The sequence below is a fragment of the Prosthecobacter gellanilyticus genome, from assembly GCF_007992435.1.
In the GTDB taxonomy this organism is placed as follows: Bacteria; Verrucomicrobiota; Verrucomicrobiia; order Verrucomicrobiales; family Verrucomicrobiaceae; genus Prosthecobacter; species Prosthecobacter gellanilyticus.
The window spans coordinates 18,667-40,033 of record NZ_BKAG01000008.1 but is presented as its reverse complement, the minus strand read 5'-3'; the positions used below and the strand labels follow the sequence as shown (position 1 = coordinate 40,033).

Genomic DNA, 21,367 nt, shown 5'->3' with positions numbered 1-21,367 from the left:
AATGCCAATTCGCGAAGCCGATGCGGAACCACCTTCGGGGTTCCGCTCTGACCGGAATGTCGTGGGCGCTGTTTCCAGGGGAGCACTCGCCAAGGCTCGGCACCCCTTCGCTATGATGCGCAAGCCCTTTGGGCTTGGGATTCAGAAAGACCACGCAGAGCCCTTAGAGCCGGATAAAATCCCCAATGGAAACAAAGCCCGATGGGTAAAGAAACACATCGCTCTCCTGCGAGGCATCAAACTCATACTCCTCGTGGCCAAAGGTGTACAGCCCTTTCTCCAGCATTCCGGACTCGGACACCAAATAGCCCGTGTAGTCTCCACACCCCCAGTCAATGAAAGGGAAGAAGCGTGCCGCCAGTTCGGAATGCGTCTCCGAGAACCAGTTCCGCGCAAGCTGTATCACCTGGGGAACGTGCTCGACAGGCACCAGGAGCCAATTGTCCTGGCCCGAATGGCATCCAAAACCATTGACCTCCAAGTAGAGCTCCTTGAATTCCGAAGGCATCTTCAAGCCAATTGTTGCCTCAAGGCGCGCGATATCTTCCTGGGTGCAAGGAGCCCCTTGAATGAGCTTCACGCTGTCATTCTTGTGGTTACGCTCGTGTTGCTCGATGATAATTTTCTTCCAATCAGGCATAGTGCGGAATAATCACACCCACCCCTTCCTCAGCTCTCCGCCCACGCGCTCATGGGGCAGCCAGAGGATGCCGATGGCATCGGGTTGGATGCGGGTTTTGACGGGGGTGAGCTTGAAGGTTTCGAGGACCAGGGTGGTGGGGTCGTATTGGTCGCGGAGTTTCTGGATCTCGGTCTCGAGGGTCTTCGCCAGCTCGGCTTCGTCTTGATTCAGCGACTCCAGCTCGGCCTCGGCGGCAGCGGCTTCCTGGCCTTCGCGCATGACGCGGGAGGCGCTGGTGACGGTGCTGCCTTTCATGAGGGAACCAACGGCACCCATCTTGCTCTTGCGGCCAAAGAAGGCGCCGAGGATGCTGGAGCCGATGCTGACAGCGGCGGAGAGCTTGGCGCTGCTGGCCTGCTGCTTCTGGGTGTCCACCTTGAGCTGGGCCTTGGCCTGCTTGTCATCGAGAGACTTCAAAGTCTTGGCGGCTTTGGCGCGAAGCTCTTCGATGGCTTTGTCACGCAGTTCGCGAGCCGTTTGCGTGATGCGGGCTTTGAACTCATCGACCTTCTCACCGGGGTTCGAATAAGCTTCGAGCAGGGGACTGAAGCTCACTTCCATGAAGTGGTTGGCATACACCCAGTCGGCGTAGTCTTTCTTGATGCTGGTGTAGGTGCTGGACTTCTGCGCGGCGCCGGGAAGCTCGGCGTATTCAGAGCCCTCTGTCGGATCAGAACTCCATTTGGTTAGGTCGATATCGCGCGGGATGTCGACGAACTTGTCCCAGAGCACGCGCTGGCCGTTGGCATCAATGGGGTTCACGAGGGTGACACGGCTGATGCCGGTGATCTTGCGGCGGGCATCGTCAAAGTTTACCACGGCGCTGCGCAGGATGGCAGGCACGTAGCAGAGCGTGTCCGGGCTGACATCACTGGAAATGAAATACTCGGCGGTGCCTTCTGGCAGCTTGGGTTTGATGGTGTTGCGATCGGCAGCGGGCGCAGCGGTGGCACCGGGTGGCAGGAAGCCATCGTCCTCGGAAGCGGCAGCGGCGCTTTTCTTGGCAGGACGAATGGGGTCCATGAGGCGCTTCACCTGCTCCTTGGCCAGCGGGCCGCTGAGGTAACTCATGATCCAGCGCACGTGGAAGATGCAGGGGCCGTCCTCATGCACGTTGTTCATGAGGAAGACACGGTTGCCAAGACCGGACATGGCGGTCTCCATCTCGCCACGCTCAAACTTGCCGCCGCTGCTGCTGACGGCGCCCTCGAGACCATCGAGGAGGCGGGCTTTATCGCGCTCGGTCTGCAGGCGGCCGATCCACCACGTGCCGATGTTCGCCAGCGCCTTGTAGTCGAGGTCCACGGGGTTCTGCGTGGCGAGCAGCAGGCCGAGACCGAAGGCGCGCGCCTGCTTGAGCAGGATCATCATGGGCTTCTTCGAGGGCGGCATGGCCGTGGGCGGCAGGTAGCCGTAGATCTCGTCCATGTAGAAGATGGCGCGGAGGGAGGTGGTGCCCTGCTGAGAGCGCATCCAGCCTAACAGTTGATTCATCAACAAGGCCACGAAGAACATGCGCTCGCTGTCGCTGAGGTGCGCGATGTTGAAGATGGTCACGCGTGGCTTGCCTTCCGGCGTGTAGTACATGCGCTGGATGTCCAGCGGCTCGCCCTCCAGCCATGAGGCGAAGCCCGGTGAGGCGATGAGGTTGTTCAGCTTCATCGCCAGCGCGGTGCGCTTGGCCTCGGGGAAGAAGGACTCGATGTCCACCACACCGACCTTGCGGATCGGCGGCTGCTGGATGTGGCGCACGAGGTTTTCGAGCGTGACGTTCTGACCTTTCTTCCAGCAATGACCGACGATGTTGCTCAGCAGGATGTGCTCGGGGGATTGCACGGGATCGGCCTCGACACCCATGAGGCCGAGGAGGGAGGAGACGGTGCTCTCGATGCGGTCCGCGAGTGTTTCCGCATCGTCCATCACAGCGGCGGGAGGACAGTCGAGGGAACTGAGAATGCTCACCGGCAGACCCGCGCTGCTGCCGGGGGTGTAGATGGCCATGTCCACGGTCTCGCGCAGTTTCTGGATGCGTGAGGGGCTTTGGCCCCAGTCGCCAAGGCCTTTTTGCCAGAGGCCGGCCTGCTGCTGGGCGAACTCATCCACGCTCACGCCTTTGCGACGGGCATCGTCGGTGTTCACCCAGGGCTTGAATTCTTCAGCGCTGAGATTCGGGAAGGTGAGGAGGGCATTGCCGATGTCGCCTTTGGGATCGATGGCGATGACGGGCACACCATCGATCGCGGCTTCTTCGAGCAAGGCGAGGCAGAGGCCGGTCTTGCCGGAGCCGGTCATGCCGAGGACGACGCCATGCGTGACGAGGTCCTTGGAGTCATACATCACCAGATCGTCCTGGAGCTGTTTGGTTTCCAAGTCGTAACCGCGTCCGAGGTAGAAGGCACCGAGCTTTTCGTATTGGTCAGGAGTGATGGTCATGGCGATGCGTGAGAGTAGAGAAGAGCGCGTTGATTTGGCAAGAAGAGTGATGGGGAGAGGTGGAGAATTGGGAGACGGGAATGTGACAGGCTAGGTGGGTGGGGATTGGCGTGGGCTCGGTCCATATGGACTGCGGCAGCCCTGCTGCCGCTTTCTCCAGGCCAGCCCTGCTGGCCGTCGCCAACACGGACATGTCAGGCGTGCAATCGAGGCTGTTCTCCCGGCAGCAGGGCTGCCCAACACTAAAGCGGCAGCAGGCTGCCGCAGTCCATGTCGCTGGCGCGACTTCAACGGGCCGTGTGCTGGCGAAGATTCGAAGATCAACCCCAGTGGGATGGGGTTGTACGTCTAGCCGACGATCTCCACCGGGCAATCCGGCAGGCTGGCCATGAAGGCGCGGCCGTAGGGCTTGGTGAGGATGCGGGGGTCGAGGATGGCGACCATGCCTTTGTCCTTCTGGGTGCGGATGAGTCGGCCGACGCCCTGGCGCAGTTTGAGGATGGCCTCGGGGACGCTGTATTCGCTGAAGCTGTTGAGGCCTTGCTCTTCCAGATGCTCGAGGCGGCTGGCGACGACGGGGTGATCCGGAACGGCGAAGGGGAGGCGGGTGATGATGACGTTGCTCAGGGCCTCGCCGGGGACGTCGACGCCGGTCCAGAAGCTGTCCGTGCCGAACAAAATGCTGTGTACATCCCGCTTGAACTCGGCGAGCATCTGATGACGAGGCATGCCCCTGCCCTGCACGAGCAGACGCCAGTCGTGATCATCACAAAAGTCCTCCAGCAGGTCTGCCATGGTGGTGAGCTGCGAGTAGCTGGTGAAGAGCACGAAGGCGCGGCCCTGCGAGAGTTTGAGGAAGTGCTCGATCTTCTCCTTCATGGCCTCCGCGTAGGTGGCGTCCTTTGGCTCCGGCATCTTCTTCACCAGATAGAGCTTCATCTGCTTCTGGAAGTTAAACGGGCTCTCGATGCTGGTCGCGCGGGCCTTTTGCGCACCGACACGTTTGCGGAAATAACCAAGCTGCTCGTCATCACCGACACCAAGGGTGGCGCTGGTGAAGACGCAGGCTTTGCCACCGGCGAAGAAGATCTCCTCGAGTTTCGGTGAGACATCAATGGGCGCGCTGTGCAGGGAGAGATTGCGCGTGTCACCGGTGCTGCGCTCGGCCCAGTAGACGTGACCATCCTCGCTTTGATCGAGGAAAGCTCCGAGGCCGGTGCGCAAGGCGGTGAGACGTTTGGCGATGTCGTGCAACTCGAGCTTCTGGCCTTCGCTCTTGGCTGCATCGCCCGCTTTGAGAGCAAAGTTGGCTACGCGCTGAAGGGGAAGGGCCAACGTGTTTTCGACGAGGTCGGCATCGCGGATGCGGAACTCTTTGCCATAAGGGCCGGTGAATTTACAGCGGTCCTCGGCCTCGCGGAAAAAGGCCTCCGCCGCGCCGATGCTTTGCGCGACCTCGCGGATGGCATCACTGTCACCCACGCTCTGGAAGAAACCTTTGCGGGTCTTCGGATTGTAGAGCCGGCCGAGCTCAAAGCGCACGCTGGACTCACTAACGTGAATGCCAAAGGCTTGCGCGGCGATGTTTTCGATGGTGTGGGCCTCGTCGATGATGACGAAGTCACGCGGGAAGATGAAGTTCGCGTCATCGGCGAGCACTTCCTCCGCCGAAGCGAGCAAGGTGAAGAAGAGCGTGTGGTTCAGCACCAGTACATCCGCGGCGGCCATGCGGCGGCGGACGTCTTGATACACACAGCCGCTGCCGGGAGGGCAGCGGCGTGGCGTGCAGGCATGCGCCTCGCTGCGTACCATGGACCACAAGCGTGCGCCGGGGGTGAAATCCATCTCGCTCAGAGTACCGTGCGGATGCTCGCGCTGCCACTCCATGATGAGCTGAAGCTCGGCGGCCTCGCTAGTGCTGAAGAGATCTCCGGTGTTGGAGAAGGCATTCTTCAGGCGCGTGGGACAGAGGTAGTTGTTCCGACCCTTCAGCAACTCCGCATGAAAATCGCCCACGATCTTTTTCACGATGGGGATGTCCTTGTGAATGAGCTGCTCCTGCAGGTTGATCGTGTGCGTGCAGATGATGGCCTTGCGGCCCTGCTCTTTGGCATACGTGGCGGCAGGCACGAGATAGGCGAGGGACTTGCCGACACCCGTGGCGGCTTCGCAAATCAGCGCGCGGTTCTTTTCCAAGGCATCACCGACAAGCTGCGCCATCTGCTGCTGCTGCGGACGGAACTCAAACTGCGGTGACTCCGCGAGCTTTCCATCTTCCGAGAAGGCCAGATGCATCCGGTCGGCGAGCGACGGGCCGGTGGCGCCGGGTGTGGCTTCGAGGATGCTGATCATGGAGAGGTTGAGAATGGCCGGGGCGCACGCTGGCGCAATGCCAGACATGGTGTTCGCTGACGATGAGTGAGTTCACACTCAGTTCTGCCATCGGGGATGCAACCCCATCGGAATGGGGTTGTACGTCCGGGCAGCCGGACATTCTTTTCAACCACAGAGAACACGGAGGGACACAGAGGACTGAGGAGAGCCCTGAGGTCCCCTCGAGTTAGCCTGCGATGACGGCGGCGCGGGCGTTTTCCTCGGCGCCGGTTTTCTCGAGGTAGTAGTCGTAACCGCCGCTGTAAGGTGTGACGACACCGCTGTTGATGTGCAGGACCTTGGTGGCGATGCTGCGGATGAAGTGCACGTCATGAGAGATGAAGACGAGGGTGCCTTCAAACTTTTGCAGGGCGAGGATGAGGCCCTCGATGGCCCAGATGTCCAAGTGGGTCGTCGGCTCATCCATGAGGAGGAGGTTCGGCGGATCGACGAGGAATTTGACGAGGTTCAGACGGCTTTTCTCACCACCGCTGAGGACCTTGCACTTCTTGTACACGTCCTCACGCTTGAAGAGGAAGCTGCCGAGAATGCTGCGGACATCGTCCTCACGCAGTTCAGGGGCGCAGCGTTTGATCTCCTCCAGCACGCTGCACTCGGGATCGAGCGTGTCAGCGCGGTGCTGGCTGAAGTAACCCATCTTGACATTGGTGCCGAAGCGGCGCTCGCCCTTCTGGAAGGGGACCACGCCGGCCATGATCTTGATGAGGGTAGATTTGCCGGAGCCGTTCGGGCCGACAAGCACGGTGCGCTCGCCTTTTTCGACCTCGAGATCGAGACCCGTGTAGATCTTCTTCTCGCCGTAGGCCTGGTGGATATCTGTCAAAGCGATGACACGCTGACCACTGCGCTGAGGCTGGGGGAAATTGAAGCGGAAGGCCTTTTTGAGGGCGCGGGGCTTGTCCAGCTTCTCCATCTTCTCGAGCTGGCGCTCGCGGCTCTGGGCCTGTGCGGCCTTGGAGGCGACGGAACGGAAGCGGTCGATGAACTCCTGGATGTCCTCGATCTCCTTCTGCTGGTTTTTCCAGGCTTGGTAGGAGCGGTCCCAGGCTTCTTCCTTCTGCTTCAGGAACTCGCTGTAGTTCCCCTGGTAGGAGACGAGCTTGCCTTCATCAATGTCGTAGACGCTTTCGATGAGCTCATCCATGAAGTCGCGGTCATGGGAGATGAGCAGGATGGCACCGGGGTAGTTCTTCAGGTAGTTGCGGAACCACATGAGCGACAGGAGGTCGAGATGGTTCGTCGGCTCATCGAGCAGGAGGAGGTCGGGCTCGATGACGAGAAGACGGGCCAGGTGGGCACGCATGACCCAGCCACCGGAGTACTCACGGGCGGGACGGTCGAAGTCGGTTTCCTTGAAGCCGAAGCCTTTGAGGATCTTTTTGCTCTTGGCCTCGGCCTGGGGGTCATTCAGGGCCTCGTGGAGGGAGTGGGCCTGGTTGTACTCAGGGGCGGCCACATCACCGCGAGATTCATATTCCTTCAAGATGCCTTCCAGGCGCTGCATCTCTCCCACGCGACCGGTGGCGACATCAAGGATGGTCTCCTCGCCCACGGGCTCGCTCTCCTGGGGCAGGAAGCCCAGGGTGGTCCACTCATCACGCACGACCTCGCCAGAGTCCGGGGTGTCCAGACCGAGGATCAGGGAGAAGAGGGTGGACTTGCCCGCACCATTCGGGCCGACGAGGGCCACGCGCTCAGAGTAGTTCACGGTCATCTTGGCGCCGGTGAACAGCGGGCGGGCATTGAAGGACTTGGAGACGTCGCGGAGGGTGAGCATGGGGGCGGTGCGTGTAGCATGAAACGGGCGGAATGCAGCCGGTTTCTTTCTTTCGCCGGGAAGGGAGCACCCAGTCTGAGGCCTAAATCAGGGAGTTCCGCGCCAAAAAAGATTGCCATACAAGGGTGGTCCGCCTTGAGTCCGGCCCCTCCCCCCCCACCTGCCCACTCATGAAACGTCTCCTGCTCGCCTCTGCCCTGCTTGTGCAAACCGCTTTTGCGGCTGAACCGAACTTCGCCATCCAGCCCGTGCCACGTGATGCAGGATGGGTGACCAAGAGCTCCGCCTTCAACGAGATCTCCAAGAAGGGCGAGGCACCGCTGGTTTTTCTGGGCGACTCCATCACCCAGGGCTGGAGCAACAATGGCAAGGCTGCCTGGAACAGGTATTATACATCCCGCAAGGCGGCGAACTTCGGGATCGGCGGTGACCGCACGGAACATGTGCTTTGGCGCCTGGAGAACGGCAACTTTGATGGTCTTTCACCGAAGCTGATCGTGCTCATGATCGGCACAAACAACACAGGTCATGTGGGTCGTGAGCAGAAGGAACTGCAGGGTGCCAAGTACCACTGCAGCGCCGAGCAGACCGCCGAAGGCGTGAAACTGATCCTCGAAAATCTGAAGAAGAAGTGCCCGAAGTCGAAGATCCTGCTCCTGGGCATCTTCCCGCGCGGCGAGAAGCCCACGGATGCAATGCGCCAGCAGAACGAGGCCACGAATGCGATCATCTCCAAGTATGCGGACGGCGAGACCGTGCAGTACCTGGACATCGGCAAGACCTTCCTGGAAGCCGATGGCACCCTCACCCGTGAAGTCATGCCCGACCTCCTGCACCTCTCCGAAAAAGGCTATGACCTGTGGGCTGCGGCGATCGAGCCGAAGGTGAAGGAACTGCTGGGGGAGTGAGATGACGAACCCCAGGAGTCGAGTGTCGCACCTTCGGCGCTCGGGCTCCGATGTGAGTGCTGGCTTTCGTGAACCCCAGGGCGTTGCCCTGGGCTGAGGAGTGCCGGGCCCTTGGCCCTCCAATCCTGGAGGACTTGTCTCGACCAGGTTGAGTCTGAGGGTGCCACGCGCTTGCACTTGAAGAGATTCGCAGTGTCGGCGAGGGGGAGGGTGACATGCCCTCCCTCCAAGCCTTCATCTTCGACCTTGATGGAACTTTGATTGATTCGCTCGCCGATCTCGCGGCGGCGGTGAACCGCATGCTCGTGGAGCACAGCTATCCGGAGCGTGAGCTGGCCGTGTTTCCCGAGTACATCGGCGATGGCGTGCGGCAGCTCGTGTGGCGTGCGCTGCCCGAGTATGCGCGCACGGACGAGATCATCGACAACTGCCTGCGCGACTACCAGAAGCACTACGCCGACAACTGGCGCGACAAGACGGTGGTCTATGATGGCATGCTGGAGACGCTCTCCGCGCTGCGTGCCCGTGGCATGAAGCTGGGCTGCATTTCCAACAAGCCGCACCGCTTCACCACGCTGTGCTGCGAGCATTTCTTCCCGCTGGGCACCTTTGATTTCGTGTTTGGCCAGCGGGAGCATGTGGAGCGCAAACCGGATCCCGCAGGTGCCATCGAGGCTGCGGCGCTTTTGAATATCGATATCTCCGCCTGCGCCTATGTGGGGGATTCAGGCATCGACATGAGCTTTGCCAAAAACTCCGGCATGTATGGCATCGGCGTGAGCTGGGGCTTCCGCAGCGTGGAAGAGCTCAAGGAACACGGCGCGAAGGTGATCGTGGACAAGCCGGCGGAGTTGCTGGAGGTCTAACAGAATCAGTTAGAGAACACTGATGACTAAACTATAGGCGTTCGGTTAGAATCCTTGTGAACTTGGTCAAGGGGATAACTAATGCGCTCGTAGCTTGTATATCGCGATCCCGAAAAGGCAGGAATTCGGTCAAATTCCCTTGAGGATGCCATCGTTGAATTCTAGCAAGCGGCAATATTCTGTTGCTAAACGCTAGTTTATTAGGCGACAATTAAGCGGTTATCTCAACAGATTATGGGACACGTTCGCCTCGGCGCCCTACCAATGACTCGTCGTTGGAAGGAGGTTATCAGCCTCATTGCTGAAGGTGGTGAAGTGGCGAAAATCGCGAATGCCACGATGTCCGCTGCCGACAAGGCACTGGAACGATTAAGCAATGACCCTGGATTCGCTCAAGCTGCTTGGCTGCTCACAAGATTGGGAATTGCTGGCAAACAGGCTAACCCAAAAGCATGCCTGGAAGAAGCTGGCATACGTCTACCGCAACACGCTTCCTTAGCCGATGTCGCCGTGGCGTTAGCACTCGCGGTTGATATGAGTAATACTCGCACCTCAGACATTGGCCTTATAGCCAAAGAATCTCTTATCGCCGCTGTAGTTGAACGCCTTCACGAGAAAGCTGGACTGTTTGAGGCCTCGTCAGACTTTATCCACGCCGAACTTGGTGCACTTGGACGGGACAAGGCATTTGGGGAGCTATCTAGAGTGTTTTTCGCCCAGGTCACAAACCGCAGTATCGGCTATTTTTTGGACCGAACGCTTCCCCTCCAAATGGGACCAGATCAAAAATTTAAGTCTAGAGCGGAGGTGATGCGGTTCCGAGTAGCTATGGACAAACACTGTCATGAAACAGCCGAGATCGTTGAGAAGTACGCATCTGAATGGTTCTCAAAGAATCGCTTTCAAGGCGATGGGGACATCGGTCGGGATAAGAGTGAAGGATTTGGCTGGTACGGCATTCAAAAAATCAGAGCGGAATTAATGGCCCGTGCAAAAGATCATGCAGACTGAACATCACATCTTTTGTGGAGGTCTCGATAGGCCCAGGGCAACTCCAGGAACATCTCTCAATCTCAATATCTTGGGGGCGAAAGAAGACGAGAATGTTCTTTTGCGTATCGAGGATTTAAAGCGATCTTTTTACCGGGACATCGAGCCACAGTACCTCGATTTGGTCGAGATTGCCGCTTACGTCTATGCCGCCGACCAAGCCACTACCCGTTGCTTCTCTGATGCCGATCGCTTTGGCGAAGATTGGCGGCGCGATTTTCATTTTCACATTCCGGTCAGGGCCACAGGGTTGTGGAAATCGCAAGAAGTCATATCGGCATTGACCAACCTGCTGACCTTTCTCTCGGACGACTATTTTACCTTTCATTTTTCGCAGTCCACGAAGCCGAATGATCTAGAGCAACAGTATTTAGAGTTCGACAATGAGTCTCACGATGGCCGGCCAATTGACAAAGTCGTGATGTTCTCTGGAGGGCTGGATTCTCTCGCAGGTGCGATGGAAGAGATTTTGACTGAGAAGAATCGCATCGTGCTCGTCACACATTTGTCTACGCCGAAGAACAATGGATTTCTGGCCAGTTTAAAATCTCAAATCGCCGACAAGGCTGGGCAAGCCAAGCCTCATCACGTCCGCGTTCGGGCTAACAAGCAAAAACGACTCGGGAAAGAATACACTCAGAGGACCCGGTCGTTTCTCTTCGCATCGTTCGGGGCAACCATCGCCCGCATGCTCAATATTGATAGCTTGAGATTTTACGAGAATGGCGTGGTAAGCCTTAATCTTCCCCTGAGTGCACAAGTAGTAGGGTCAAGAGCAACGCGAACGACACATCCCAAGGTGCTGTCCTGCTTTGAGCGGTTGTTCTCCGCCATCGGCGGAGGCGGTTTCAAAGTCGAGAATCCGTTTTTTCAAGACACTAAGGCAGGGGTTATTCGGAGACTCGTTGCTCTTGGATGCTCAGACATGCTGCAAACTTCCATCAGTTGCGCACACACTTGGGAGCGCACTAAACAGCATACTCACTGCGGCCTGTGCTCCCAATGTATTGATCGACGAATAGCCATGGTGGCAGCGGCGGCGGTGGAATATGATCCTCTGGATCGCTACGCGCGCAACATCTTCATAGATGATCGACCAAAGGATGAGGACAAGATGATGCTCGCGGGATACTTGGACAGGGCGACTAAAGCAGCGGGCTTAAAAGGCGTTGCCGATCTTTTGATAGCATTCCCACAAGTGGTTGATGCGCTTCCACACATTCCAGGCGGCAACACCAAAGCGGCGGAGAGGGTGTTCGACCTTCACAAGCGGCATGCCGAGGAAGTGGGTCTTGCACTCGGTCGACTGGTGGCGGCGCATTGCACTGATGTAGCCTATGGGAGACTGGGACGTGGCAGCTTGCTGCGAGCTATGACTGATAATGTTGGTATCGATGCCGCTGTCGAACTTAAAGCAAAGGAGACGACTGTTGCCCAAACTCAGCTGGAACCTTCAAATGCAGAGTTGAGTATTCAGATGAACGAGGGATTTAAATCCGTGCTGGCGCACACGACGACCCAGCAACAACTTCTTGATGAAGTATCAAGTGGTGCGCTAGCATTTCTCAAGAGCCTGAGTCAGAAACTGACATCTAAACAACATCAGCTCTTTGTGCTGCTTGTCGAGACCGTGAGCGGAGGAGGCGCTGAAAGGCATCTGAGTTACGACGAGATTGCCATGAAACTCTGCAAGAAAGGGAAAAAGCCCATCTCTAAACAAGCCGTGTGGAAGCAGGTAGAGGCGTTGAAAGCTCAGAATCCCAGACTGAAGTTGTTCATTGAAAATGCCAGACAACGCGAAACGAGCTCCAATTTTTCGGAGCTGTCTCCGACGCAGCGGAGAAAATCCGGCATAGATGAGAGTTACGACCACCGCCCCATCTGGGAGCTAGCTCGGTTGACGGCTTGGTTGACGAGGTTGACGCCCTGAATTCAAGACAAATCAAAGGCGTCAGAGGAATCAGTCCGCGTCTAGGTTGACTCGGGGGCAAATGCAAAGCGGATCACTATCCAGGTGGACGCATTGCATTAACAATGTCCAGATCTCATCCAGAATCACGAAACGAAGAGAATTCTTCAGCGCTCGAATCCTCGAACGAGATAGACTTTTGGTTACACGCGAGCGCATCGATGTGCGACCGCGAGAGAGCGTTGGCTGATATCGCTACAAGCGGGGATGAAGACAACGCTGAGGTCGCCGCAGCCGACCTCGCTCGGGAGTTTCCTCACTCTCAGCGATTCCAAAACCATTGGACGGCATGGGGCACTTGCGTGCGATCCACATACACAAAGATGGTGCCATCTGAGCCCAGATTGGTGAATTCGGCGGAGTAGTAGTCAGATCCGACTTCATGAATGATACTCCACGGAGCACCTAATTTGGTGGCGACTGGAAGGGCGTTGGACTGATGCGATGAGCCAGACTCAAAGGTCGTCACAACACATCCCACAGCGTCAACATCCGGCGAAACGCCTTCAAGAATCAGGCTGTTGTCGATCTGGAACAGAAACTCAAATGGAGGCGGCGGGACAACAAGCGGACCATTGCCCGTCCATCTGGGTGAACCACCGAATCGAGTCCGGCCAAGGAAGTCATAAAAGTCGATCTCCGAAAACTCGTCTTGAAGAGCCCAGTACGAACTCTCCACAAAGAACTCGGAAAGGCGCTCGTCTGGGATGCCGTCATCTTTCTCGAGCCACTCATCGATCCAGAATTCTCCGATGAGAGGTGGCTCTCCCAAGCCACAAGAGTGGTCCCAGCCTGGGACGCGGGTGAGGCCATCACCCATCGACGATTGATCAATCACGACCACATCCCTTCCACACTCATCAATGCCACCACATTCCAAGCATTGGAAGAGATGCAGCACCAAACCTTCCTTCCCCAGGTCGAGCATCGGCGACTCATGACGGAGTTGAGCGAGGAGCTTCTGGGGACACCCGCAGCAGTGCGGCCAGAGGTCCGCAGGCATTCCCCAAGGCAAGCCGCCGATTTTGCTGATCAACCTATCTTGCTCACCTGCCAGAACTGCCATGCGGAAACGAGGCTCGTAGTAGCGCATGTCTGGAAGAGTGTGCCGTAGGTTAAGCTAACAAACCTGTGACAGCCGCCACGATCTCTTCCACCGGGGCCAACCTTCCGACGCCCTCGTAGCCGCAGGCGAGGAGGCCTTCGGCGGGTTCGACGAATCTCACGCCCCAGGATTTGAGGGTTTCGACGTTTCGTTGGGTCGCAGGGTGCTGCCACATCTTGCCGTTCATGGCGGGGGCGATGAGGATGGGCGCTCTTGTGGCCAGGGCGATGGCGGTGAGGGCGTCATTGGCGAAGCCGTGGGCCAGGGAGGCGAGGACATTCGCGGTGGCAGGGGCGATGAGGAGGAGGTTGGCATCATCCGCGAGCTGGATGTGGCCGGGCTGCCAGCCTTCTTTTTCGGCGAAGAGGTCCGACACCACAGGACGGCGGGAGAGGGTGGCGAGGGTGAGGGGGGTGACGAACTCCTCCGCAGCCTTGGTGAGCACGCAGGTGACGGTGTGGCCGGCCTTCGTCAACTGGCTGGCGATGTCCGCCGCCTTGTAGGCTGCGATGGAGCCGGTGATGCCGAGGACGATGTTTGCCATGGGTGGGGTGCTGCCGGGGAATGAACCACGGATTCCCCCGGGGCGCAAAGAGGAGTGTTTTGACCCCGCATTTCCATTTGCCCAACGGCCCGGCCTCCCTTGACTGCGCGCCCGCATGAAGACCACGCCTGTCAACGCTCCCGCCGACCTCCGCCGTTCCGTCATCGCCGTCCCGCCCCTGTGCCGGAAGGCGGACCTCAGCCTCGACCGCGAGGAGAATGCCAAGCTGGTGCAGCACATGTATGCTGGTGGCATCACGACGATGCTATATGGCGGCAATGCGAACCTTTATAACATCGCTCCGTCCGAGTATCCGGCGCTGCTGACGATGCTGCGCGAGATCTCCCCGGAAGATGTGTGGATGGTGCCGAGCGTGGGCCCGATGTATGGCACGGCGATGGACCAGGCGGCGATGCTGAAGGATCATGAGTTCCCGACGGCGATGCTGCTGCCGACGCTGTTCCCCTCCAAGCCAGCGGGCGTGGCCACGGCGATCCGCAAGTTTGTGGAGAAGTCCGGCCTGAAGGCGGTGCTCTACATGAAGGATGAGGGCTACATCACCCCGGAGCTGGCGCAGTCCCTGGTGAATGACGGTCTGATCTCCTGGATCAAGTATGCGGTGGTGAAGGAAGATCCGGCCGAGGACGCCTTTTTGAGCAAGCTGGTCTCCCTGGTGAATCCGGAACTCATCGTGTCCGGCATCGGCGAGCAGCCGGCAATCGTGCATCTGCGCGATTTCGGCATCACGGGCTTCACCGCAGGCTGCGTGTGTGTGCAGCCGAAGCTGAGCATGGACATGATGCATGCCATCCACGCGGGTGACTATGCGAAGGCCGAGGAGATCCGCGAGGTCTTCAAGCCGCTGGAAGATCTGCGTAACAAGCACAGCCCGATCCTGGTGCTGCATCACGCCGTGGCGCTGGCGGGCATCGCCCAGACGGGTCCGGCTCTGCCGCTGATGACCGAGCTGCCGGATGAACTGCTGCCGGAAATCGAGAAGGCGGCGAAGGAGCTGCTGGCGCGCTGATTTCCACGTGATGCGGCCTTTTTGAAAAAGGAGGGCCGCCGCGACACTCCACCTTTCCATCTCTCCCGAATGGACCTCACCTTTGTCTTTCCCTGCCTCAACGAAAGCCGCACGATCGCGCTCTGCATCGATGCGGTGCGCAAGTCGCTCGAGGTCGATCCGGCGCTGAACTACGAGATCGTGGTGGCAGACAACGGCAGCACTGATGACTCGCGGCAGATTGCCACGGCTCATGGCGCGCGGGTGGTGCCGGTGCCGCAGCGTGGCTATGGTGCGGCGCTGCGTGGCGGCATCGAGGCTGCGGAAGGGAAGTATGTGATGTTCGCGGATGCGGACGGGACGTATTTTTACGAGAACTCGCTGGAGCTGTACAAGACGACGGCGAAGGCGGATGCGGACATGGGCATCGCGTCACGCATGAAGGGTGTGATTGAACCTGGGGCGATGCCGACGCTGCACCGCGTCCTGGGCACGCCGGTGCTGACAGGGCTGATCAATCTACTTTTCAAAGGCAAGCTGAGCGACTGCAACTCGGGCTTCCGCTGCCTGAAAAAGACGGCTTACAAGACCTGGGACATCCGCGCGAGCGGCATGGAATTCGCTTCCGAGCTGCTGATCAAGGCGCTGAAGAAGAAGGCCAGCACGGTGGAGATCGTTTCGGGTCTGCGCCCGGCGCCGGTGGACCGCACGCCGCATCTGCGCACGTGGCGGGATGGCATGCGGCATCTGCTTTTCATTCTTTCGGAACGGCCGCGCATGTTTGAGCTGGGCGGGCTGGTGCTGATCATTGTGGCGAGTCTGCTGCAGGCGATCTCGGCGGTCACGGGTCTGGTCAATGTGGCGGGACTGACCTTTCTGGGCGTGCACAGCCAGGTGCTGCTGCTGCTGGCGGCGCTGGTGGGCACGCAGATCTACATGCTTTCCGCGGCGATGTTCCTGCAACAGAGTGAGAAGCCGCGCGCGATCACGCGCAAGCTGATCGAGATGGACGAAGGCAGCCTGTTTTTCCTGCTGGTGACGCTGCTGGGCAGCATCAGCCTGGTGATCGGCTGGCTGGTGATCCAGTGGGCGAGGTCGAGCTTTGCAGGGCTGGATTATGCGAGCACGCTGATCGTGTGGCTGCATTTCCTGGCAGTGCCTTCCATGATCACGTTTGGGATGCTGGGGGTTCACATCCTTCGCAAAGGCAAACTGTAGGCTGCGCTGGAGTAGGGGAGTGATTGATTGGTGGATTGAGCCAATACTCCAGCACTCCAGGACTCCATTGCCGCATCAACGACGTCAGAATGATGCATTTGCATTCCGGGCGGGCGCGGCGATTCTCCGCGCCCCATGTCCGCCGCCCCCCCAGACACGCGCGAAGTCATCCTCGAGGCCCGTGAGCTCACCCGTGAGTTCGATGGCGTGAAGGCGCTCGATCGCTTTTCCTTCAAGCTGCACCGTGGCGAGGTGCTGGGTCTACTGGGCGCGAATGGCGCAGGCAAGACGACGGCGATGAACTGCCTGCTCGGTCTCACGCTGCCTACGGGTGGTGATCTTTTTGCCTTTGGTCTGCCACTGCATCAGCACCGGATCAAGATCCTGCAAAGGTCGAACTTTTCCTCCGCTTACACTGCACTGCCGGGTAATCTTTTGGTTCGGCAAAACTTGATCGTGTTTGCACGCATCTATGGCTTGAAGGAGCCGAAGAAGAAGATCGCGGAACTGATGGAGCTTTTGGAAATCACGCATCTGGCGGATCGCGTGACGGGGCAGCTTTCCGCCGGTGAATCGACACGCGTGAACCTGGTGAAGGCCTTTCTCAATGATCCGGAACTGCTGATGCTGGATGAACCGACGGCGAGCCTGGATCCAGACATCGCGGACAAGGTGCGCAAGGTGGTCCGCAAGGTGCAGAAGGAGCGCAACATCGGCATTCTTTACACCTCGCATAACATGCGTGACATCGAGGAGGTGTGTGATCGCGTGATCTTCCTGCACAAGGGGAAGATCGTGTGCGAAGGGACGCCGACCGACATCGTGGCGCAGTCCAGCAGCGCGACCTTGGAAGATGTCTTCATCAAGATCGCCCGTGATGGCGAAGTCATCGACGAACCTGCCAAACAGCCATGAATTTCAACACCATCAGCGCGCTGGTTTTGCGCTATCTGTTTCTCTACACACGCACGCCGATGCGCATGGTCGAGCTGGTCTTCTGGCCGGTGGTGGATCTGGTGGTGTGGGGAAATGTGACCGTGTTCATCCAAAAGAACACGAACCCTGAGTTCGGCAGCTTTGTACTGTTCTTCCTGGGCGGGATGATCCTTTGGGACATCCTTTTCCGCGCGCAGCAAGGCGTGGCGATCTCCTTCCTCGAGGATGTGTGGACGCGCAATCTGCTGAATGTGTTCGTGGCGCCGGTGCGCACGTTTGAGTATGTGGGCGCGACGTTCATCGTGGGCTTCCTACGCATCCTGGTGACGGCAGTGGTCCTGGGCCTGATCTCGTGGGTGGGCTACTCGTACAATATCTTCTCGCTGCACTGGTGGCTCATTCCGTTCTTCGCGAACCTGATGCTGTTTGGCTGGTCGCTGGGGATGATCTCGACGGCGCTGATCCTGCGCTGGGGACAGGCGGCGGAGTCACTGGCGTGGGCCATCCCGTTCTTCTTCCAGCCAGCGGTGGCGGTGTTTTATCCGGTGGAGGACATGCCCGCTTGGTCCCAGCCGATCGCGTGGAGCTTTCCGCCGACGTACATCTTTGAAGGCATGCGCGAGGTGATGAAGACGGGGACGATGAACTGGAACTACCTGTGGTATTCCGCGGCCCTGAATGTGGTTTATCTGGCCCTGGCAGGTGGTTTGTTCGCGTGGATTCTGAATTTGACGCGGAAGCGCGGGCTGCTGACGAAGTTTGCGACGCAGTGAGGTGAGATAGCGGAGCCCTTTTTTAACCGCAGATAACGCAGAGGGCACAGATGAGGCAGAATTAAGAGATGCCTTTGAGGGCTGGTTTGGCGTAGCACTTGATGGTGGCCCGACGATCTCCAGCCAAGTCCCCTGCCCTGCCGTCTGATGAGACGGCGGGGGCGGAGCTGCATCCGCGGGTGCGGCGGTGGATCAAGAAGGCGTTTGGGAAGCTCACACAGGCTCAGGAGCTGACGCTGCCGCATATTTTGGCAGGCCGGTCGGTGCTGCTGTCATCGCCCACGGGGAGCGGGAAGACGCTGGCGGGGTTTTTGGGGGTGCTGGATCATCTGCAGAGGGCGCATGAGGCGGGGACGCTGAAGCCGCGCATCCAGTGCGTGTATGTGTCGCCGCTGCGGGCTCTGACCTATGACATTCAGAAGAACCTGCTGCCGGCACTGAAGGGCATCGGGCTGGAGGACATTGTGCGTGTGGGGACGCGGACGGGGGACACGACCGCGTCGGAGCGTGCGGCGCTGAAGAGGAAGCCGCCGCATATTTTGCTGACGACGCCGGAGAGCCTGGCGATTTTGCTGCCGCAGGCGGGGTGGGCGGAGGCGCTGAGCGAGGTGCGGTTTGTGATTGTGGATGAGCTGCATGCGCTGGCGGAGAACAAGCGCGGGGCGCATCTGATGCTCTGTTTGGAGAGGTTGCAGAGACGAGTGCCGGAAGGGCTGACGCGCATCGGACTTTCCGCCACGGCGGCGCCGTTGCCGCTGCTTGCCGAGCTTTTGGTTGGGCAAGGGAGGGTGTGTGAGATCGTCGAGGCGCGGATGGAGCGGCGAAGGAGGGTGGAGGTTCTTTCGCCGATCCGGCGGGATCCGTATCCTCCGTCTGGATATACCGCGCACCGGGTGATGCAGGACATCGCAGGCATTGTGGAGCGGAGCCGGAATGTGATCGTGTTTTGCAACACGCGCAGCGGCACGGAGAGCATCACGCTGCGTTTGAAAAATGCGCTGCCGAAGCTGGCGGCGAAGATCGAGGCGCATCATGCGTCCCTGGATCGTGATGTGCGGCTGGAGGTGGAGGACAAGCTGAAGAATGGGGAGCTGCGCGCGGTGGTGTGCAGCACGAGTCTGGAGCTGGGTGTGGACATCGGCAGTGTGGACTGTGTGGTGATGATCTCGACGCCAAAGGGGATCAGCCGTGCGCTGCAGAGGATCGGGCGCAGCGGGCACAGCATTCACACGGAGAGTCATGGCATCCTGGTGGCGACGAATGTGAACGATCTCATGGAATGCATTGTGTGCGCGGAGATGACGCGGGCGGTGCGGCTAGATGCGGTGCGGCCGCTGGAACGGCCGCTGGATGTGCTGGCGCAGCATCTGGTGGGGATGGCGATGGAGGGTGGCTACACGCGGGAAGATGTGGTGGAGACGGTGCGCGCGGCGTTTGCATTTCGGGATCTGACGGAGGCGGAGCTGGACCGGGTGCTGAACTATCTGGAAGGTGGCGGGAGGTCGCTGGAGAGGCAGTATCGGGAGAACTTCGGCAAGATCCTGTGGGTGGATGACAAGCTGGCGATTCCTAACAAAAAGGTGGAACGAGAGTATCTGGTGAACATCGGGGTGATTCACACGGAGGGGACGATCAGCGTGATCCTGGGCAAGCGCCGGCTGGGGCAGGTCGAGGAGAGTTTTGTGAAGCGGCTGAAGGTGGGGGACATCTTTGTTTTAGCCGGGCGCATGGTGCGGCTGGTGGAGACGGGGGTGGCGGAGATCCGGGTGGAGGATGCGACGGGGAAGCTGCCGACGGTGCCTTCGTGGAATGCCAACAAGATGCCACTGGCTTCCGGGCTGGCGCATGAGGTGGCGCTATTGAGGACGGAGCTGGCGAGGAGGATGATGGGGGAGCTGGAGGCTGGCGGGATGCTGGCGGGAGCTTTGAAAGGCCCTGAGGCAACCGGGACGGTTGCACCACATTTAAGAGGGCCAGAAGCAGGCGGGACGCCTGTGCTACTTTCGGACTGGCTGGTGGAACGGTTTGAGATCTCGCAGACGAATGCGGAGGCAATTTTGCGGCATTGCCGGAACCAGTTGCGGGTCTCGCGCATTCCGACTTTTGACACGTTTTTGGTTGAGCGGTTTGTGGATGAGAGCCCGGGGGCGGATCCGGAGCTGGTGCACTTCTTTTTTCACAGTCTCATCGGCCGCAGTGCGAATGATGCGCTGAGCCGGATCATCTCACATCGGCTCAAGGAGGCGGTGGGCGGGAACACGATGGTGACGATCGATGACTATGGTTTTCTACTGACGGTGAAGAGCTTTCAGGACCTGGAGCTGGAGGCGTGGAAGGAGCTGTTTCTGCCAGAGCATGCGGAGCGTGACATGCACGCGGCGCTGGAGCATAGCGAGCTGGTGAAGTGGAACTTCCGGGGAGTGGCGCAGACGGGGCTGATGGTGCCGCGGAACAGGCCCGGGAAGGAACGGCGGCTGAAGGAGCTGCGCTGGAATGCGGAGATTCTGTTTCGTGTGCTGACGGAGCATGAGCCAGATCATCCGATGCTGGTGCAGTCGTATCGTGAGGCGACGCACACGTATCTGGATCTGCCGCGTGCGGTGGAGTTTCTGCAGCGGACCGCGGGGCTGGAGTGGCATTTGATTCCGGTGCCGGTGGTGACACCCTTTTCGTTCGGCATCTTTGCCAGCAAGATCAAGGAAGGGATGATGATGGAGGATCCGGAGGAGGCGATCGAGAGGCTTTGGCGGGAGTTTGAGAGGAAGACGGGGCCGGAGAGGTAGGGTAGAAAAATTGGGGTAGAAAGATTGTCTTATGCGGGATTGGGGGTCACTTCCAACAGAGAGGGGTATTCAGTTTGTTCTTGTTAGGTGGGACGGGAGTTGAGTAAGGTGCTTTGTCATGACCTTCTCCCTATCGCAGCCTTGGTTGCTTGTGCTTGCTCTCGTAGTCTGGTTCGGGGCGGGTGTGGCGCAGGCGGAGATCCGGGAGTTCAAGGACAATACGGGCCGGAAGGTGCGGGCGGAGCTGGTGTCTCATGATGGGGCTGGGCAGATCACCCTGAAGATGGAGAGCGGGACGGTTTTTCAGAAGGTGGCCAACCAGTTCAGTGCGGAGGACCAGCTCGTCATCGCTGAATGGATGAAGCGGACTCCGGCCTCGCTGAACTATCGCTTTGAGGTCAAAGCGGTGGCCGGGAAGGTGTCGGGCGAGCGCAAGAACATGGGTTACAAGACGGTGAAAAATGAACTCTGGGCTTACAAGGTGGAGATCCGGAACACGGCGAGGACCGTGGTGAAGAACCTGAAGGTCGAGTACCGGGTGTTTGTGCAGGAGGGGGCTGAGGGCTCCTTTGCCAGCGATGGCAACAGCGGCTATCACGCCGGTGAGACCACGGTGGCCGGGCCGCTGCGCTACAATGATGCGGGCACCTTCAGCACACGCGAAGTTCCTATCGATGTGGTGGACTACCGCTACTCCACGACCCGGCAGGACCGCCATGTGGATGCCCTGAGAGGCCTGATGCTGCGCATCCTGGATCCGCAGGGAAAGGTGGTGCATGAATGGGTTTCGCCGATCACCTCCCTGCGCGGCAAGACCTGGGACAGCGTGCCGAAGTCCCTGGAGCTCAAGTAGTGCACCGGGCAGATTTTCATGAATGAGCGGGGAGTTGAGGCGTTTAATGAGGTGTTGGGCTCAACCATCG

General features: G+C 59.1%; 16 protein-coding genes. 10 read left to right on the top strand and 6 right to left on the bottom strand.

Translation table 11 applies throughout. From position 1 onward, the window contains the following. Nucleotides 1-163: 163 nt before the first annotated feature. The 4 genes from BGE01nite_RS07310 to BGE01nite_RS07295 form a co-directional block, all read right to left on the bottom strand. A complete protein-coding gene (locus BGE01nite_RS07310; RefSeq protein ID WP_146849778.1) occupies nucleotides 164-640 on the bottom strand; it encodes an SMI1/KNR4 family protein in 477 nt (158 codons plus the stop codon). Between the two features lie 12 nt (nucleotides 641-652). After that, on the bottom strand, nucleotides 653-3,115 hold the full coding sequence (locus BGE01nite_RS07305) for an ATP-binding protein (RefSeq protein ID WP_146849777.1): 2,463 nt from the start codon (nucleotides 3,113-3,115) through the stop codon (nucleotides 653-655). Nucleotides 3,116-3,463: 348 nt separating this feature from the next. Further along, a complete protein-coding gene (locus tag BGE01nite_RS07300; RefSeq protein ID WP_146849864.1) occupies nucleotides 3,464-5,467 on the bottom strand; it encodes an ATP-dependent DNA helicase in 2,004 nt (667 codons plus the stop codon). A gap of 208 nt (nucleotides 5,468-5,675) precedes the next feature. Beyond that, nucleotides 5,676-7,286, bottom strand: a complete 1,611-nt coding sequence (locus BGE01nite_RS07295; RefSeq protein WP_146849776.1) for an ABC-F family ATP-binding cassette domain-containing protein — start codon at nucleotides 7,284-7,286, stop codon at nucleotides 5,676-5,678. Between the two features lie 170 nt (nucleotides 7,287-7,456). Between BGE01nite_RS07295 and BGE01nite_RS07290 the strand changes: the two genes are divergently transcribed. From BGE01nite_RS07290 to BGE01nite_RS07275, 4 genes are all read left to right on the top strand, one after another. Further along, the gene (locus BGE01nite_RS07290) at nucleotides 7,457-8,194 is read left to right on the top strand and encodes a platelet-activating factor acetylhydrolase IB subunit (protein WP_146849775.1); all 738 of its coding nucleotides are present in this window, start codon (nucleotides 7,457-7,459) and stop codon (nucleotides 8,192-8,194) included. Nucleotides 8,195-8,409: 215 nt separating this feature from the next. Next, a complete protein-coding gene (locus BGE01nite_RS07285; protein WP_146849774.1) occupies nucleotides 8,410-9,060 on the top strand; it encodes an HAD family hydrolase in 651 nt (216 codons plus the stop codon). A gap of 264 nt (nucleotides 9,061-9,324) precedes the next feature. After that, on the top strand, nucleotides 9,325-10,071 hold the full coding sequence (locus tag BGE01nite_RS07280) for a hypothetical protein (protein ID WP_146849773.1): 747 nt from the start codon (nucleotides 9,325-9,327) through the stop codon (nucleotides 10,069-10,071). Further along, entirely contained in the window at nucleotides 10,061-12,040 is a 1,980-nt protein-coding gene (locus BGE01nite_RS07275; RefSeq protein ID WP_146849772.1) for an adenine nucleotide alpha hydrolase family protein, read from the top strand. The genes BGE01nite_RS07280 and BGE01nite_RS07275 overlap by 11 nt, the downstream gene beginning before the upstream one ends. A 301-nt stretch (nucleotides 12,041-12,341) precedes the next feature. Here BGE01nite_RS07275 and BGE01nite_RS07270 read toward each other — a convergent pair whose 3' ends face one another. Both BGE01nite_RS07270 and BGE01nite_RS07265 read right to left on the bottom strand, forming a co-directional pair. Next, entirely contained in the window at nucleotides 12,342-12,980 is a 639-nt protein-coding gene (locus BGE01nite_RS07270; RefSeq protein WP_146849771.1) for a hypothetical protein, read from the bottom strand. 214 nt (nucleotides 12,981-13,194) lie between these two features. Beyond that, on the bottom strand, nucleotides 13,195-13,728 hold the full coding sequence (locus tag BGE01nite_RS07265; RefSeq protein ID WP_146849770.1) for a flavoprotein: 534 nt from the start codon (nucleotides 13,726-13,728) through the stop codon (nucleotides 13,195-13,197). Nucleotides 13,729-13,843: 115 nt separating this feature from the next. Here BGE01nite_RS07265 and BGE01nite_RS07260 point away from each other — a divergent pair, with 115 nt between their 5' ends. From BGE01nite_RS07260 to BGE01nite_RS07235, 6 genes are all read left to right on the top strand, one after another. After that, entirely contained in the window at nucleotides 13,844-14,755 is a 912-nt protein-coding gene (locus BGE01nite_RS07260) for a dihydrodipicolinate synthase family protein (RefSeq protein ID WP_146849769.1), read from the top strand. 69 nt (nucleotides 14,756-14,824) lie between these two features. After that, complete coding sequence (locus BGE01nite_RS07255; protein ID WP_146849768.1) at nucleotides 14,825-15,952, top strand: glycosyltransferase family 2 protein; 1,128 nt, start codon at nucleotides 14,825-14,827, stop codon at nucleotides 15,950-15,952. A 135-nt stretch (nucleotides 15,953-16,087) separates the two neighbouring features. Then, on the top strand, nucleotides 16,088-16,867 hold the full coding sequence (locus tag BGE01nite_RS07250) for an ABC transporter ATP-binding protein (protein ID WP_146849767.1): 780 nt from the start codon (nucleotides 16,088-16,090) through the stop codon (nucleotides 16,865-16,867). Continuing rightward, nucleotides 16,864-17,661, top strand: coding sequence for an ABC transporter permease (locus tag BGE01nite_RS07245; protein ID WP_146849766.1), 798 nt, complete (start codon nucleotides 16,864-16,866; stop codon nucleotides 17,659-17,661). The genes BGE01nite_RS07250 and BGE01nite_RS07245 overlap by 4 nt, the downstream gene beginning before the upstream one ends. A 101-nt stretch (nucleotides 17,662-17,762) precedes the next feature. Beyond that, nucleotides 17,763-20,444: a DEAD/DEAH box helicase gene (locus BGE01nite_RS07240; protein WP_146849765.1), complete on the top strand. Its 2,682-nt coding sequence runs from the start codon at nucleotides 17,763-17,765 to the stop codon at nucleotides 20,442-20,444. Nucleotides 20,445-20,562: 118 nt separating this feature from the next. Then, nucleotides 20,563-21,297 carry a hypothetical protein gene (locus tag BGE01nite_RS07235; RefSeq protein WP_146849764.1) on the top strand — a complete coding sequence of 245 codons (735 nt, stop codon included), beginning with the start codon at nucleotides 20,563-20,565 and terminating at the stop codon, nucleotides 21,295-21,297. Nucleotides 21,298-21,367 lie beyond the last annotated feature (70 nt).

What these genes read in the sequence shown, in the direction of transcription:
- BGE01nite_RS07310 (WP_146849778.1), bottom strand. Translation starts at nt 640, where the DNA reads ATGCCTGATTGGAAGAAAATTATCATCGAGCAACACGAGCGTAACCAC.
- BGE01nite_RS07305 (WP_146849777.1), bottom strand. Translation starts at nt 3,115, where the DNA reads ATGACCATCACTCCTGACCAATACGAAAAGCTCGGTGCCTTCTACCTC.
- BGE01nite_RS07300 (WP_146849864.1), bottom strand. Translation starts at nt 5,467, where the DNA reads ATGATCAGCATCCTCGAAGCCACACCCGGCGCCACCGGCCCGTCGCTC.
- BGE01nite_RS07295 (WP_146849776.1), bottom strand. Translation starts at nt 7,286, where the DNA reads ATGCTCACCCTCCGCGACGTCTCCAAGTCCTTCAATGCCCGCCCGCTG.
- BGE01nite_RS07290 (WP_146849775.1), top strand. Translation starts at nt 7,457, where the DNA reads ATGAAACGTCTCCTGCTCGCCTCTGCCCTGCTTGTGCAAACCGCTTTT.
- BGE01nite_RS07285 (WP_146849774.1), top strand. Translation starts at nt 8,410, where the DNA reads ATGCCCTCCCTCCAAGCCTTCATCTTCGACCTTGATGGAACTTTGATT.
- BGE01nite_RS07280 (WP_146849773.1), top strand. Translation starts at nt 9,325, where the DNA reads ATGACTCGTCGTTGGAAGGAGGTTATCAGCCTCATTGCTGAAGGTGGT.
- BGE01nite_RS07275 (WP_146849772.1), top strand. Translation starts at nt 10,061, where the DNA reads ATGCAGACTGAACATCACATCTTTTGTGGAGGTCTCGATAGGCCCAGG.
- BGE01nite_RS07265 (WP_146849770.1), bottom strand. Translation starts at nt 13,728, where the DNA reads ATGGCAAACATCGTCCTCGGCATCACCGGCTCCATCGCAGCCTACAAG.
- BGE01nite_RS07260 (WP_146849769.1), top strand. Translation starts at nt 13,844, where the DNA reads ATGAAGACCACGCCTGTCAACGCTCCCGCCGACCTCCGCCGTTCCGTC.
- BGE01nite_RS07255 (WP_146849768.1), top strand. Translation starts at nt 14,825, where the DNA reads ATGGACCTCACCTTTGTCTTTCCCTGCCTCAACGAAAGCCGCACGATC.
- BGE01nite_RS07250 (WP_146849767.1), top strand. Translation starts at nt 16,088, where the DNA reads ATGTCCGCCGCCCCCCCAGACACGCGCGAAGTCATCCTCGAGGCCCGT.
- BGE01nite_RS07245 (WP_146849766.1), top strand. Translation starts at nt 16,864, where the DNA reads ATGAATTTCAACACCATCAGCGCGCTGGTTTTGCGCTATCTGTTTCTC.
- BGE01nite_RS07240 (WP_146849765.1), top strand. Translation starts at nt 17,763, where the DNA reads ATGGTGGCCCGACGATCTCCAGCCAAGTCCCCTGCCCTGCCGTCTGAT.
- BGE01nite_RS07235 (WP_146849764.1), top strand. Translation starts at nt 20,563, where the DNA reads ATGACCTTCTCCCTATCGCAGCCTTGGTTGCTTGTGCTTGCTCTCGTA.